The sequence below is a fragment of the Streptomyces sp. NPDC058145 genome, assembly GCF_042884245.1.
Taxonomy (GTDB): Bacteria; Actinomycetota; Actinomycetes; order Streptomycetales; family Streptomycetaceae; genus Streptomyces.
Window position 1 is genome coordinate 73,764 of the sequence record NZ_JBHVUH010000006.1, and the last position, 14,033, is coordinate 87,796.

Genomic DNA, 14,033 nt, shown 5'->3' on the forward strand with positions numbered 1-14,033 from the left:
TCGCATCCGCGTCCTGGGAGCGCCCGGTGACGGGTGGTCACACCCAGGCGTTTCCGGAGACCGGCGCCCTCCCGGGCGGCGGCCACGCCGGTGCCGGCGACATCGGTGGCGGTTACCCGGGTGGCACGGCGTTCCCTGGCACGGCGTTCCCGGAGTCCGGTGACGTCCCCGGTACCGGAGCCTTCCCGGCGACCGGGATACTCCGGGGCGGTCGAGCCGCCCGGACCGAGGCCGACGGGACGGCCGTACTCCCGCGGGCCCGCAACGACCGCAGAGCCGCGGACTTCCGCCGCGCTCCGCTCCGCGGCGGAACCCCCGCCCCGGACCCCGAGCAGACCACCGTGCTGCGCCGGGTGAGGGCCGGCGGCTACGCCGGACCCGGCACCGCGGAGCCCCTCCGCGACCCCTGGGACGAGCCCCTTCCCACCATTCCCACCCAGCCCACCGCCGGTGACCCGACGCACGACCCGCACGAGGTGACGGTCCAGATGGACGCCGTCCAGCTCGGCGACGGCCGGCTGACCCCGGCCCCGGGCACCGCGCACGGCACCGGCCGTGAGACCGCCGACGGCCCCGTCTTCGTCGACGAGTCCGGCCGCCGCAGCCGCACCTTCCGCCGCCTCGGCATGATCGTCGGCCTGGCCTGCGCCGTGTACGCCGTGATCATCGTGGCGACGCTGTTCTCGGGCAGCTCGGACGCGCCGTGGGTTCCGGTGCCGCAGAACAAGGACAAACCCGCCGGACAGGTGGACAGCTCGCCGGTCCCGGCCGAGTCCGCCGAGCCGTCCGCCACCGGCAGCGCCTCGCCGGACGCCGGCACGAGCCAGAACACGACTCCCGCCCCGGGCGCCTCCGCCGAGGCACCCGGCGCCGGCTCTGCCACCGGTGCCGGCCGCGTGGACAGCTCGGCCGGCGCGCGGCCGACGACCACCGGGCCCACCTCCGGCACCTCCGGCACCGGCGGCGGCACGTCGTCCGACGCCCAACCCTCCACCTCGGCCGGTGGTACGGAGACCGTGCCGAGCAGCCCGGCCGGTGCCCCCGAGTCCCCGGTCGAGGGCACCGCCGGCGCCGGTTCGGCGGCCGCTCAGCCCGCCCCGCAGTCCCTCTCACTGGCCGAGCAGCCGGTCCCCGGCGCCTCCCGCCTCAACCCGTTCCCGGAGCACAACCTCTGATGGCATCACGCAACCGCCGTCACGGTGCCGCACGCGGAGCCCGTGGCGGCTCCCAGCGACGACGCCTGCCCATGCGCCTGCTGCTGCCGCTGCTCGTCCTCGTCGCGCTCGTCGCGATGCTGATGCTGCGCGGCTACGTCCACAGCGAGATCCTCGCCGACCACCGCATCCAGCCCGAGGCCGCCACCGACAAGGTGCCGGAGAAGATCCTCGAGGGCGGCCCCGTCATCGATACCCGCAGCGGCCGTGCCACCAGCATGCGCGTCCCCGACCACCGCCTCGTCCTCACCTTCGACGACGGTCCCGACCCCGCCTGGACCCCGAAGGTGCTCGACGTGCTGAAGGAGCACCACGCGCACGCCGTCTTCTTCGTCACCGGCACCATGACCTCCCGCTACCCGGAGCTGGTCAAGCGCATGGTGGACGAGGGCCACGAGGTCGGCCTGCACACCTTCAACCACCCCGACCTCTCCTACCAGAGCAAGAAGCGCATCGACTGGGAGCTGTCCACCAACCAGCTCGCCATCACCGGCGCCGCCGGCATCCGCACCTCTCTCTTCCGGCCGCCGTACTCCTCGTTCGCCGACGCCATGGACGACAAGTCCTGGCCGGTGACGGAGTACATCGGCACCCGCGGCTACATCACGGTCGTCAACAACACCGACAGCGAGGACTGGAAGAAGCCGGGCGTCGACGAGATCATCCGCCGCGCCACCCCGCACGGCGGCAAGGGCGCCATCGTCCTGATGCACGACTCCGGCGGCGACCGCCACCAGACCGTGCAGGCGCTCGACGAGTTCCTGCCGATGCTTCAGGAGCGGGGCTACACCTTCGACAACCTCACCGAGGCGCTGGACGCGCCCAGCGCGTCCACCAAGGTGACCGGGCTCGACCTGTGGAAGGGCAAGGCGTGGATCTTCATGGTCTCCGCCGCCGACGGTGTCACGGGCGTACTGGTCGTCGGCCTCGCGGTGATCGGCGCGCTCGTCATCTCCCGCTTCGTCCTCATGCTCCTGCTCTCCGGTGCCCACGCCCGGCGGGTGCGCGACCGGAGGTTCCGCTGGGGCCCGCCGGTGACCGAACCGGTCTCGGTGCTGGTCCCGGCCTACAACGAGGCCAAGTGCATCGAGAACACGGTCCGTTCGCTGATGGCGGGCGAGCACCCCATCGAGGTCATCGTCATCGACGACGGCTCGAGCGACGGCACGGCGCGGATCGTGGAGGCGATGGGCCTGCCGAACGTCCGGGTCGTCCGCCAGTTGAACGCCGGCAAGCCGGCCGCGCTCAACCGCGGTCTGGCGAACGCCCGTCACGGCATCGTCGTGATGATGGACGGCGACACGGTCTTCGAACCGGCCACCGTCCGCGAGCTCGTCCAGCCCTTCGGCGACCCGCGCGTCGGCGCCGTCGCCGGCAACGCCAAGGTCGGCAACCGCGACTCGCTCATCGGTGCCTGGCAGCACATCGAGTACGTGATGGGCTTCAACCTCGACCGGCGCATGTACGACCTGCTGCGCTGCATGCCGACGATCCCGGGCGCGGTCGGAGCCTTCCGCCGCTCGGCCCTGGAACGGGTCGGCGGCATGAGCGACGACACCCTCGCCGAGGACACGGACATCACCATGGCGATGCACCGTGACGGCTGGCGCGTGGTGTACGCCGAGAAGGCCCGGGCCTGGACCGAGGCCCCGGAGTCGGTCCAGCAGCTGTGGTCCCAGCGCTACCGCTGGTCGTACGGCACCATGCAGGCGATCTGGAAGCACCGGCGCGCCGTACTGGAGCGGGGCTCCTCGGGCCGCTTCGGCCGCGTGGGCCTGCCCCTGGTCTCCCTGTTCATGGTGGTGGCCCCGCTGCTGGCCCCGCTGATCGACGTGTTCCTGCTCTACGGCGTGGTGTTCGGCCAGACGCAGAAGACGATCGTGGCCTGGCTCGGCGTCCTCGCCCTCCAGGCGGTCTGCGCGGCCTACGCCTTCCGCCTGGACAAGGAACGCATGACCCATCTGATCTCGCTGCCCCTGCAGCAGATCCTCTACCGCCAACTCATGTACGTAGTGCTGCTCCAGTCCTGGATCACGGCGCTCACCGGCGGCCGCCTGCGCTGGCAGAAGCTCCGGCGCACGGGTGTCGTCGAGGCGCCCGGTGGTCCCGTGCCGACCCAGCGCAGCCGCCGGAGCAGCAGTGATCGGAGGCCCGTGGCATGACCCACGGATACACGACCGGTACCCCGGACCCGACGCCGTCGTACGGCTTCCCGCAGCAGCGGGTCGCCGAGCCGGGTCCGGTTCCCACGCCCGCCCCGGCCCCGGTGCCGGAACCCGCCGAGGCCCCGGCCCCGGCCGCGAAGAAGCCGGGCCGCGACCGCTACCTGGACCTGCTGCGCTCCCTGGCCCTGGTCCGTGTGGTGGTCTACCACCTCTTCGGCTGGGCCTGGCTGACGGTGCTGTTCCCCTCCATGGGCGTGATGTTCGCGCTGGCGGGTTCGCTGATGGCTCGCTCCCTGAAGCGCCCGGCGGTCAGCGTGATCAAGAGCCGGGTCCGCCGGCTGCTGCCCCCTCTCTGGGCGTTCAGCGTGGTGGCGCTGGCGCTGATGCTCGCGGGCGGCTGGAACCCGGTGAAGGACCCGGACAACGGCGGCACCTGGGGTCTGGTCAAGCTTCTCGACTACATCGTCCCGGTCGGCGCCCCGCCGTTCCCCTGGCACATCGGCTCCAAGTCCGGCCTGCTGGAGGACACCTGGGCCGTGCAGGCCGCGGGCCCGCTCTGGTACCTGCGCGCCTACCTGTGGTTCGTGATCGCCTCCCCGCTGCTGCTGTGGGCCTTCCGCCGCTTCCCCTGGCCGACGCTGCTGGCGCCCCTCGGCCTGACGGTGATCGTAGGCACCGGCTTCGTCACCATCCCCGGCGAGACGGGCAACGCGGTGACGGACTTCGCGGTGTACGGCGGCTGCTGGGTGCTGGGCTTCGCCCACCACGACGGCCTGCTGGCGAAGATCCCCCGCTACGTCGCGATCTCCGTGGCGACCCTGATCATGGCCTTCGGCCTGTGGTGGGCCTCGGGCCATCTCGGCCCCGACGGCTGGGACCTCAACGACATCCCGCTGGCCCAGGCCTGCTGGTCCTTCGGGTTCGTCGTCATCCTGCTCCAGTACTCCCCGTCCTGGCAGGAACTGCCCGGCCGGCTGGCCCGCTGGGACAAGCTGATCACGCTGTCCAACAACCGCGCCGTCACGATCTACCTGTGGCACAACATGCTGATCATGGCCACGGTGCCGATCATCGACCAGGCGTACAACCTGCCCTTCATGCAGAGCGACCGCGCGGTGGCCGCGCTCGACTCCAGCTACATGCTGTGGATGTTCTTCCTGGTCTGGCCCCTGATCGGGCTGACCATCATGGCCTTCGGCTGGATCGAGGACATCGCGGCCAAGCGGAGCCCGCGGCTCTGGCCGAACGGGGTCAAGCGGGGCGGTGGCCGGCGGAAGGCGGCGTGAGGGCGTCTCCCCTCACCGGCCTTCCCCGCGGTGAGTGAGAGCAAAGTTCCCTACCGGTCACCCACAGCCACAGCCAGGAAACGCGTCCTCCCTACCTTCGGGACTCATCACCGCGAACCACCGAGTCCCGGAGCACCGTGGAGGCGTCATGACAGGTCCCGCCCCAATCCGTCACAGCGGTCGCTGGATCGAGCGCTGGGATCCCGAGGACGAGGGGTTCTGGAGGGCGACCGGGGAGAAGGTCGCCCGGCGGAACCTGTGGTTCTCCGTGCTCTCCGAGCACATCGGGTTCTCGGTCTGGACGCTGTGGTCCGTACTCGTGCTCTTCATGGGGCCCGAGTACGGCCTCACCCCCGCCGACAAGTTCCTGCTGACCTCCGTCGTCACGCTGGTCGGCGCGATCGTGCGGGTGCCGTACACGTTCGCCGTCGCCGTCTTCGGCGGGCGGAACTGGACGATCATCTCCGCGAGCCTCCTGCTCATCCCGACGATCGCCGCGTTCGCGGTGATGGAGCCGGGAACCTCCTTCTCCACCTTCCTGCTGGTCGGGCTGCTGGCCGGCATCGGCGGCGGCAACTTCGCCTCCTCCATGACCAACATCAACGCCTTCTTCCCGCTGCGGAAGAAGGGGTGGGCGCTCGGGCTGAACGCCGGGGGCGGGAACATCGGCGTGCCGGTCATCCAGCTGATCGCCCTCGCGATCATCGGGGCGAGCGGCGGGCCGCGGGTGCTGCTCGGGATCTACATCCCGCTGATCGTGGTCGCCGCCGTCCTCGCCGCGCTGTTCATGGACAACCTCGCCTCGGTGAAGAACGACACCGGCGCCGCCAGGGACGCGGCGAAGGACGGCCACACCTGGATCATGGCCTTCCTCTACATCGGCACCTTCGGCTCGTTCATCGGCTACAGCTTCGCCTTCGGGCAGGTGCTGACCAACCAGTTCGGGCGCACCCCGCTGCAGGCCGCGTACCTCACCTTCATCGGCCCGCTGCTCGGCTCCCTGATCAGGCCCGTCGGGGGCCGGCTCGCCGACCGGTACGGCGGGGCGCGGATCACCCTGTGGAACTACGTCGGCATGGCCGCCGCCACCGCCGTCCTGATCGTGGCGAGCATGGAGAAGTCGCTGGCGCTGTTCGTGCCGGTCTTCGTGGTGCTGTTCGTGCTCAGCGGGCTCGGCAACGGGTCGACGTACAAGATGATCCCCGGGATCTTCCAGGCCAAGGCCCTCGCCAGGGGACTCACGGGCGAGGCGGCGGCCGCTCACGGACGGCGGCTGTCCGGGGCCTCCATGGGGCTCATCGGGGCCGTCGGCGCGCTCGGCGGCGTCGGCATCAACCTCGCCTTCCGCCAGTCCTTCCTGTCCTACGGCTCCGGCACCGGCGCCTTCGTCGCCTTCCTCGTCTTCTACGGCGCCTGCTTCGCGCTGACCTGGGCCGTATACCTTCGCCGTTCGGCCACCCGGGCCGCATCCACCACCGCTGCCGAGGCAAAGCCGCAGCTCAGCTACGCCAAGGTGTGACGTAACACCGCGGACATCGAGCCGAACCGAGCCTGTCACGCACCGTTGACAGGCTCGTTCGGCATGCGGGTCAGCTAGGAGAGCCATGGACGATGAACAGCAGCACCCCGAACACGGACCCCTCGCCGGGTTCACCGTGGGCATCACCGCCGCGCGCCGCGCCGAGGAACTGGGCGCGCTGCTCCAGCGGCGCGGTGCCGTCGTGCTGCACGCGCCCGCCCTGCGCATCGTGCCGCTCGCCGACGACGGCGAACTGCTCGCCTCCACCAAGGAGCTCATCGACCAGGTGCCGGACGTCGTGGTGGCCACCACCGCCATCGGCTTCCGGGGCTGGATCGAGGCCGCCGACGGATGGGGGCTCGGTCAACCGCTGCTCGAACGCCTGCGGGGCGTCGAGCTGCTGGCCCGCGGGCCCAAGGTGAAGGGCGCCGTACGGGCCGCGGGGCTGACCGAGTCGTGGTCGCCGTCCAGCGAGTCCATGGCCGAGGTGCTCGACCGGCTGCTGGAGGAGGGCGTCGACGGGCGCCGGATCGCCGTACAGCTGCACGGCGAGCCGCTGCCGGGGTTCGTGGAGGCGCTGCGGGTCGGGGGAGCGGAGGTCGTCCCGGTGCCGGTGTACCGGTGGATGCCGCCGGAGGACATCGGGCCCGTCGACCGGCTGCTGGACGCCGTCGTCGCGCGCGCGGTGGACGCGCTCACCTTCACCAGCGCGCCCGCCGCCGCGTCGACGCTGTCGCGGGCCGAGGAGCGCGGGCTGCTCGGCGAGGTGCTGGCCGCGCTCGGCCATGACGTGCTGCCCGCCTGCGTGGGCCCGGTGACCGCGCTGCCGTTGCAGGCGCGGGGCGTGGACACGGTGCAGCCGGAGCGGTTCCGGCTCGGGCCGCTCGTACAGCTGCTGTGCCAGGAACTGCCCGCGCGGGCACGGGCGTTGCCCGTCGCCGGGTACCGGGTGGAGATCCGGGGGCACGCGGTGCTGGTGGACGGGGAGCTGAAGCCCGTGCCGCCGGCCGGCATGTCGCTGCTGCGGGCGCTGACGCGACGGCCGGGCTGGGTGGTGGCCCGCGCCGAGCTGCTGCGGGCGCTGCCGGGCGCCGGGCGCGACGAGCACGCGGTGGAGACGGCGATGGCCCGGCTGCGCACGGCCCTCGGTACGCCGAAGCTGATCCAGACGGTGGTCAAGCGGGGCTACCGGCTGGCGCTGGACCCGGCCGCGGACACGAAGTACGCGGACGACTGAGCCGGGGCCGGGCACGGATCCGCAGGGAAGCCGCCGCGAAGACCGTCCGAAGGGTTCCGCCCGCCGGGCGGCACGGGCACTGTGAAGGGGAGCGACGCAACGGTTCCCCTGTCCTAGGCGGTGGCAGGCACATGACGCTGAGTACGGCCCCGGCCCCGAACGAGCCGCGGTTCGACGCCGGGCGGATCTGCCTGGACCTCCTCGCGACCACTCATCCGGCCGAACGGCTGGGCGCGGTGGAGTCGTTGCGGGCCTGGATCGCCGGGGCCGGACTGGTGCCGCCCGGCACCCCGCTGGAGCACGCCGACGCCTCCTGGCCGGCGCGGTTCCGGGAACTGCGCGCGGACGTCGGGCAGTTGCTGCGCGGCGCCGGCGCGGCGGACCCGCGGCCGTACGACGGCGCCCTCGGCCGGCTCAACGAGGCCGCCCGGGCCGCGCTCCCGGCCCCGTGCGCGGTGCGCCGCGCGGACGGCGCCCTGGTGCGTGAGCTGGCCCGGGCGCCCGAGTGCGCGGAACTGCTGGCGCTCGTCGCGCGGGACGCCGTGGAACTGCTCACCGACCCCGTGGCGCGGGCCGCGGTCCGCGAGTGCGAGGGCGACCACTGCCCCCTGGTGTACCTGGACACCTCCCGGGGGCGCCGGCGGCGCTGGTGCTCCAGTGAGGTCTGCGGGAACCGGGAGCGGGTGGCCCGGCACCGGCGCCGGGCGGCCCTCGCACGGGCCTGACCGTCCGGTACGGCCCTTCTGTCGGAAAGCAGACGGAAACTCCCTTCTTGCGGACGGAGTGATTTCCGCAACAGCCGGTTTGCGGGTCCGTGTGCCCGGGCAGCGGGGGCCGCCCCGGCGATGTGTCGGAAATGTAAACATCACGCGGTCGGAATGTGCGCGCATGTCCCGCTCGTCACATCACTCCCAGGAAAACTGTCACCTCCTTTTGAACAGTGGGCCGCTCCTGTCCGTACCGGTGGGCGAGCGACCGACTGGGGGAACCCCCGGACACCGGAGGTGGGCGTGCGCAAGGATGCGGCCGTGGCCAATGAACGTGGATCGAGGGCCCGACATCGCATGTCCTCACAGCCCTCGGAACCCGATGAGGAGCTGATGCGTGCCCTGTACCGCGAGCACGCCGGACCTTTGCTCGCGTACGTCCTCAGGCTGGTCGCCGGAGACCGGCAGCGCGCCGAGGACGTCGTGCAGGAGACGCTCATCCGTGCCTGGAAGAACGCCGGTCAGCTCAATCGGGCGACCGGTTCGGTACGCCCCTGGCTGGTGACGGTCGCGCGCCGCATCGTCATCGACGGCCACCGCAGCCGGCAGGCCCGGCCGCAGGAGGTCGATCCGTCGCCGCTGGAGGTCATCCCCGCGGAGGACGAGATCGACAAGGCGCTGTGGCTGATGACGCTGTCGGACGCGCTCGACGACCTGACCCCGGCGCACCGGGAGGTCCTCGTCGAGACGTACTTCAAGGGACGTACGGTCAACGAGGCGGCCCAGACGCTGGGCATCCCGAGCGGCACGGTGCGCTCCCGGGTGTTCTACGCCCTGCGGTCGATGAAGCTGGCACTGGAGGAGCGGGGGGTGACGGCGTGATGAGCAGTGGATACGGGGGAATGCAAGGATTCGGCCCGGGTGGTCCGGGTATTTCTGGACCCATGAGCCCCAGTCAGGGATCTTCGGTGCCGAGCGAGCACGAGACCGTGGGCGCCTACGCCCTCGGGTTGCTCGACGACGCCGAGGCAACCGCTTTCGAGGCGCATCTCGCCACCTGCGAATGGTGCGCCCAGCAACTGGACGAGCTGGCCGGGATGGAGCCGATGCTGGCCGCGCTGGCGGATCTGCCGGGCTCCGGCAGCACCCCGGCGATCGGCGAGTCGCTCTCCGCCCGGCCGAGCCCACGGCTGGTGGAGAAGCTGGTCGACGAGGTCTCCGAGCGCCGTGCGCGGAAGCGGCGCAAGGGCTTCTACCTGGTCGCGGCCGCTGCCGCGCTGATCATCGGCGGCCCGGTGGCCGTCACGGCGGTGAACGGCGGCGGCGACTCGGGGCAGACGGCCACGCCTCTCGCGGCCACCGCCCGGACGACCTTCGACCAGCTTCCGGACAAGGTCAGCGGAAGCGACAGCGCGACGGGCGCCAGCGCGACCGTCGCCATGGGCGAGAAGGACTGGGGCACCTCGGCCGTCCTCGAACTCAAGGGCGTCAAGGGGCCGCTCAAGTGCTCGTTGGTTGCCGTCGGCAACAACGGCGACCGCCAGACCCTGGGTTCCTGGTCCGTCCCGAAGTGGGGCTACGGCATCCCGGACGCCAAGACCCCGGAGTCCCGTAAGCCGCTGTACATCGGCGGTGGCACGGCCCTGAAGCCCAACGAGATCGACCACTTCGAGGTGACCACCTTCGACGGCAAGAAGCTCGTGCAGGTGGACGCGTAGTCTCATGCGGGTGGATGCGTAGTCACGTAGCTTTGCCGGGTCCCCTTCGCGTACGGTTGACGGCTGCCCAGCACGTCAGAAGGGGGCCCGGTGGCCGCTCAGGTTCAGCAGTCCGCGGTCGACTCGGTACACGACGCACAGGACTCCGTGCGTGACCGAGAGATCAGCGTCGAGCAGGAACATCTGGACCGGGTGTACCGGCGCCTCGAGGAGAAGATCCACGAGGCCGAGTTCCTGATGAACGACGCGGCCAAGCGCGGCCAGGTCGGCACGCCGGGCGCACTGGCCGAGCGGGACGCCCAGGTCTTCCGGGCCGGCATCCATCTGAACCGGCTCAACAACGAGTTCGAGGACTTCCTCTTCGGGCGGATCGACCTGCTGCCCGGCAAGGACGGCAAGAAGGGCCCCGACGGCGCCTACACCGCGGTCGAACCCGCCGAGGGCGCGGTCCGGCCCGACAACACCGCCGACATCGCCGAGACCCTGCACATCGGGCGGATCGGCGTGCTCGACGCGGACTACGCCCCGCTGGTCATCGACTGGCGGGCCCCGGCAGCCGCCCCCTTCTACCGGTCCACCCCCAGGGACCCCGGCCGGGTCGTGCGCCGCCGGGTCGTCCGCTCCAAGGGCCGCCGGGTCCTCGGGGTCGAGGACGACCTGATGCGCCCCGAACTGCGGGCGTTCCTCGACGGGCAGGCGCTGCCCGTCATCGGCGACGGTGCCCTGATGGCCGCGCTCGGCCAGGCCCGCAGCCACACCATGCGGGACATCGTCTCGTCCATCCAGGCCGAGCAGGACCTGGTCATCCGCGCCCCCGCCGCCTCCGTCACCTACGTCGAGGGCGGCCCGGGCACCGGCAAGACCGCGGTCGCCCTGCACCGCGCGGCCTATCTGCTCTACCAGGACCGCAGACGCTACGCGGGCGGCATCCTGATCGTCTCGCCGACCCCGCTGCTGGTGGCCTACACCGAGGGCGTGCTGCCCTCGCTCGGCGAGGAGGGCCAGGTCGCGATCCGCGCCATCGGCTCGCTCGTCGACGGCGTCGAGGCCACGCTGTACGACTCCCCGTCCGTGGCCCGCGCCAAGGGCTCGTACCGGATGCTGAAGGTGCTGCGGAAGGCGGCCCGCGGCGCCCTGGAGCTGGACGATTCCACGGAACGGCTCCGGGTCGTCGCCTTCGGGCGCCGCCTCGAACTGGAAGCCGGGGAACTGGCGCACATCCGCCGTACCGCCCTCGGCGGCACCGCCCCCGTCAACCTGCTGCGCCCGCGCGCCCGCAAGCTGCTCCTGGACGCCCTGTGGGCCAAGTCCGGCGCGGCCGGCCGGCACACCGACGCGGAGCTGGCCGCCGAGCTGCGCTCCTCCTTCGACGAGGACGTGGCGGGCGAGGACCCGTTCATCGCGTTCCTCGACGCCTGGTGGCCCGAGCTGACCCCGAAGGGGGTCCTCGCCGCCATGGCGGACGAGAAGCGGCTCGGCCGCTGGGCCCGCCGGATCCTCAACCCCGGCGAGGTCCGCAAGGTCGCCCGCTCACTGCGCCGGGAGGGCTGCTCGGTGCACGACACCGCCATGCTGGACGAGCTTCAGGCGATCCTCGGCGCCCCGGCCCGGCCGCGCAGGAAGCGCGACCTGGACCCGCTGGACCAGCTCACCGGCCTCGACGAGCTGATGCCGGTGCGCGAGGAGACCCAGTGGGAGCGGGCCGAGCGCCTCGCCCAGGAGCGCACCGAGTACGCGCACGTCATCGTGGACGAGGCCCAGGACCTCACGCCGATGCAGTGGCGCATGGTCGGCCGCCGCGGCCGGCACGCCACCTGGACGGTCGTCGGCGACCCCGCCCAGTCCTCCTGGTCCGATCCGGACGAGGCGGCCCAGGCGCGCGACGAGGCCCTCGGCGCCCGCCCCCGGCGGCGCTTCCAGCTCACCGTCAACTACCGCAACCCCGCCGAGATCGCCGAGCTGGCCGCCAAGGTGCTCGCCCTCGCCATGCCGGGCTCCGAGGCGCCCTCCGCCGTACGGTCCACCGGGGTCGAGCCGCGCTTCGTGACGGCGGGCGACGGATCCGGCACTGTCGCGCGGGACTCCCTGGAGAAGACCGTCCGCGCGGAGTCCGAGCGGTTGCTCGGCCTGGTCGACGGCACGGTCGGGGTGGTCGTCGCCATGAACCGGCGCGGGGAGGCCCGCCGCTGGCTGGCCGGGCTCGGCGACCGGGTGGTGGCGCTCGGCAGCCTGGAGGCCAAGGGCCTGGAGTACGACGCCACGGTCGTCGTCTCACCGGCGGAGATCGCCGACGAGTCGCCGGCCGGCCTGCGCGTGCTGTACGTCGCGCTGACCCGGGCGACCCAGCAGCTCACGGTGGTCTCCGGCGAGCGGGACGAGCCGGACCGGGCGGGGGTGCCGGACCTGCTCAGGGACTGAATTTCGAGGAAGTCCCCGCGCCAGGAATGGCCCCCGGCATCCGTTTGTTAGCCTTGACGTGGCACCGGCCCGATCCAAGCCCCCGGGCCCAACCTTCGTCCCTCAGAGGGACCACTTGCCGCGAGGCGAGCATGGCGGGTCGGTGTCATGAACGTGAGAGAGGCCCACGTCCGATGTGACGTGGGCCTCTTTATTTGCCCGATCAACTCTCGTATGGTGGAAGTTACTTTCCGAAAAGGCGTGCCGCCGTGAACACAACGTCCGCAATCCGAGGCGAGTACCACGTACTCGGGGGTAGGTGCGACGATCGGACGGCACAACACGCGACACGGTGAAAGCAGAGGAAGTCGGCCATGGCAACGGCGCCCAGCGTCTCCTACTCGATGACCATCCGGCTGGAGGTGCCCGCGAGCGGAACCGCCGTCTCGCAGCTCACCAATGCCGTGGAGTCCTCCGGAGGCTCGGTCACCGGCCTCGACGTCACGGCGTCCGGCCACGAGAAGCTCCGCATCGACGTGACCATCGCGGCCACCTCCACGGCCCACGCCGACGAGATCGTGGGCAAGCTCCGGGGCATCGAGGGCGTCACCCTCGGCAAGGTCTCCGACCGTACGTTCCTGATGCACCTCGGCGGCAAGATCGAGATGGCGTCCAAGCACCCCATCCGCAACCGCGACGACCTCTCCATGATCTACACGCCGGGCGTGGCCCGCGTCTGCATGGCGATCGCCGAGAACCCCGAGGACGCCCGCCGGCTCACCATCAAGCGCAACTCCGTTGCGGTCGTGACGGACGGCTCCGCCGTGCTGGGCCTGGGCAACATCGGCCCGAAGGCCGCGCTGCCGGTCATGGAGGGCAAGGCGGCCCTGTTCAAGCGGTTCGCCGGCATCGACGCCTGGCCGCTCTGCCTGGACACCCAGGACACCGACGCGATCGTCGAGATCGTCAAGGCGATCGCCCCCGGGTTCGCCGGCATCAACCTCGAGGACATCTCCGCCCCCCGCTGCTTCGAGATCGAGGCCCGGCTGCGCGAGGCCCTCGACATCCCCGTCTTCCACGACGACCAGCACGGCACCGCGATCGTCGTCCTCGCCGCCCTGACCAACGCGCTGCGCTGCACCGGGAAGGCGATCGAGAACATCCGGGTCGTGATGTCCGGGGCCGGCGCGGCCGGTACGGCCATCCTCAAGCTGCTGATCGCCGCCGGTCTGAAGAACGCCGTGGTGGCCGACATCCGCGGTGTCGTCCACTCGGACCGCGAGGACCTGGTGGACGCCCCTGCCGACTCCCCGCTGCGCTGGATCGCCGACAACACCAACCCTGAGAACCTCACCGGCACCCTGAAGGAGGCCGTGCGCGGCGCCGACGTCTTCATCGGCGTCTCGGCCCCGAACGTCCTCGACGGCGGCGACGTGGCCGCCATGGCCGAGGGTGCCATCGTGTTCGCGCTCGCGAATCCCGACCCCGAGGTCGACCCCGCGATCGCCCGGCAGACGGCCGCGGTCGTGGCCACCGGCCGCTCGGACTTCCCGAACCAGATCAACAACGTCCTGGTCTTCCCGGGTGTCTTCCGCGGCCTGCTGGACGCGCAGTCCCGTACCGTCAACACCGAGATGATGCTCGCCGCCGCGAAGGCACTCGCCGACGTGGTGACCGAGGACGAGCTGAACCCCAACTACATCGTTCCGAGCGTCTTCAACGACAAGGTCGCGGGCGCTGTGGCGGGCGCGGTGCGCGAGGCCGCGAAGGCAGTGGGCACGGCGTCGTAG

At 71.7% G+C, this 14,033-nt stretch carries 10 protein-coding genes; all 10 read left to right on the forward strand.

Annotated elements, in window-relative coordinates; all coding sequences use genetic code 11:
- Positions 1–26: 26 nt before the first annotated feature.
- The 10 genes from ACFVVO_RS15055 (at position 27) to ACFVVO_RS15100 (ending at position 14,033) form a co-directional block, all read left to right on the forward strand.
- Entirely contained in the window at positions 27–1,175 is a 1,149-nt protein-coding gene (locus tag ACFVVO_RS15055; RefSeq protein ID WP_390055011.1) for a hypothetical protein, read from the forward strand.
- The gene (locus ACFVVO_RS15060; RefSeq protein ID WP_390055013.1) at positions 1,175–3,376 is read left to right on the forward strand and encodes a glycosyltransferase; all 2,202 of its coding nucleotides are present in this window, start codon (positions 1,175–1,177) and stop codon (positions 3,374–3,376) included. The genes ACFVVO_RS15055 and ACFVVO_RS15060 overlap by 1 nt, the downstream gene beginning before the upstream one ends.
- Positions 3,373–4,665 carry an acyltransferase gene (locus tag ACFVVO_RS15065; protein WP_390055014.1) on the forward strand — a complete coding sequence of 431 codons (1,293 nt, stop codon included), beginning with the start codon at positions 3,373–3,375 and terminating at the stop codon, positions 4,663–4,665. The genes ACFVVO_RS15060 and ACFVVO_RS15065 overlap by 4 nt, the downstream gene beginning before the upstream one ends.
- A 148-nt stretch (positions 4,666–4,813) precedes the next feature.
- A complete protein-coding gene (locus ACFVVO_RS15070; RefSeq protein ID WP_390055016.1) occupies positions 4,814–6,184 on the forward strand; it encodes a nitrate/nitrite transporter in 1,371 nt (456 codons plus the stop codon).
- An 85-nt stretch (positions 6,185–6,269) separates the two neighbouring features.
- Positions 6,270–7,421, forward strand: a complete 1,152-nt coding sequence (locus ACFVVO_RS15075) for a uroporphyrinogen-III synthase (protein WP_390055018.1) — start codon at positions 6,270–6,272, stop codon at positions 7,419–7,421.
- A 131-nt stretch (positions 7,422–7,552) separates the two neighbouring features.
- Positions 7,553–8,146 (forward strand): CGNR zinc finger domain-containing protein, encoded by a 594-nt coding sequence (locus ACFVVO_RS15080; protein WP_390055020.1) that lies wholly within the window; start codon positions 7,553–7,555, stop codon positions 8,144–8,146.
- 279 nt (positions 8,147–8,425) lie between these two features.
- On the forward strand, positions 8,426–9,010 hold the full coding sequence (locus ACFVVO_RS15085) for a sigma-70 family RNA polymerase sigma factor (RefSeq protein WP_037932079.1): 585 nt from the start codon (positions 8,426–8,428) through the stop codon (positions 9,008–9,010).
- Between the two features lie 62 nt (positions 9,011–9,072).
- Positions 9,073–9,846: an anti-sigma factor family protein gene (locus ACFVVO_RS15090; protein ID WP_390055022.1), complete on the forward strand. Its 774-nt coding sequence runs from the start codon at positions 9,073–9,075 to the stop codon at positions 9,844–9,846.
- Positions 9,847–9,936: 90 nt separating this feature from the next.
- On the forward strand, positions 9,937–12,264 hold the full coding sequence (locus ACFVVO_RS15095) for a HelD family protein (protein WP_390055023.1): 2,328 nt from the start codon (positions 9,937–9,939) through the stop codon (positions 12,262–12,264).
- Between the two features lie 353 nt (positions 12,265–12,617).
- The gene (locus ACFVVO_RS15100) at positions 12,618–14,033 is read left to right on the forward strand and encodes an NAD-dependent malic enzyme (protein ID WP_390055025.1); all 1,416 of its coding nucleotides are present in this window, start codon (positions 12,618–12,620) and stop codon (positions 14,031–14,033) included.

Excerpts from the sequence above, each read along its gene's own strand:
- ACFVVO_RS15060 (WP_390055013.1), top strand. The coding sequence starts at position 1,175 with ATGGCATCACGCAACCGCCGTCACGGTGCCGCACGCGGAGCCCGTGGC.
- ACFVVO_RS15065 (WP_390055014.1), top strand. The coding sequence starts at position 3,373 with ATGACCCACGGATACACGACCGGTACCCCGGACCCGACGCCGTCGTAC.
- ACFVVO_RS15070 (WP_390055016.1), top strand. The coding sequence starts at position 4,814 with ATGACAGGTCCCGCCCCAATCCGTCACAGCGGTCGCTGGATCGAGCGC.
- ACFVVO_RS15075 (WP_390055018.1), top strand. The coding sequence starts at position 6,270 with ATGGACGATGAACAGCAGCACCCCGAACACGGACCCCTCGCCGGGTTC.
- ACFVVO_RS15080 (WP_390055020.1), top strand. The coding sequence starts at position 7,553 with ATGACGCTGAGTACGGCCCCGGCCCCGAACGAGCCGCGGTTCGACGCC.
- ACFVVO_RS15090 (WP_390055022.1), top strand. The coding sequence starts at position 9,073 with ATGAGCCCCAGTCAGGGATCTTCGGTGCCGAGCGAGCACGAGACCGTG.
- ACFVVO_RS15100 (WP_390055025.1), top strand. The coding sequence starts at position 12,618 with ATGGCAACGGCGCCCAGCGTCTCCTACTCGATGACCATCCGGCTGGAG.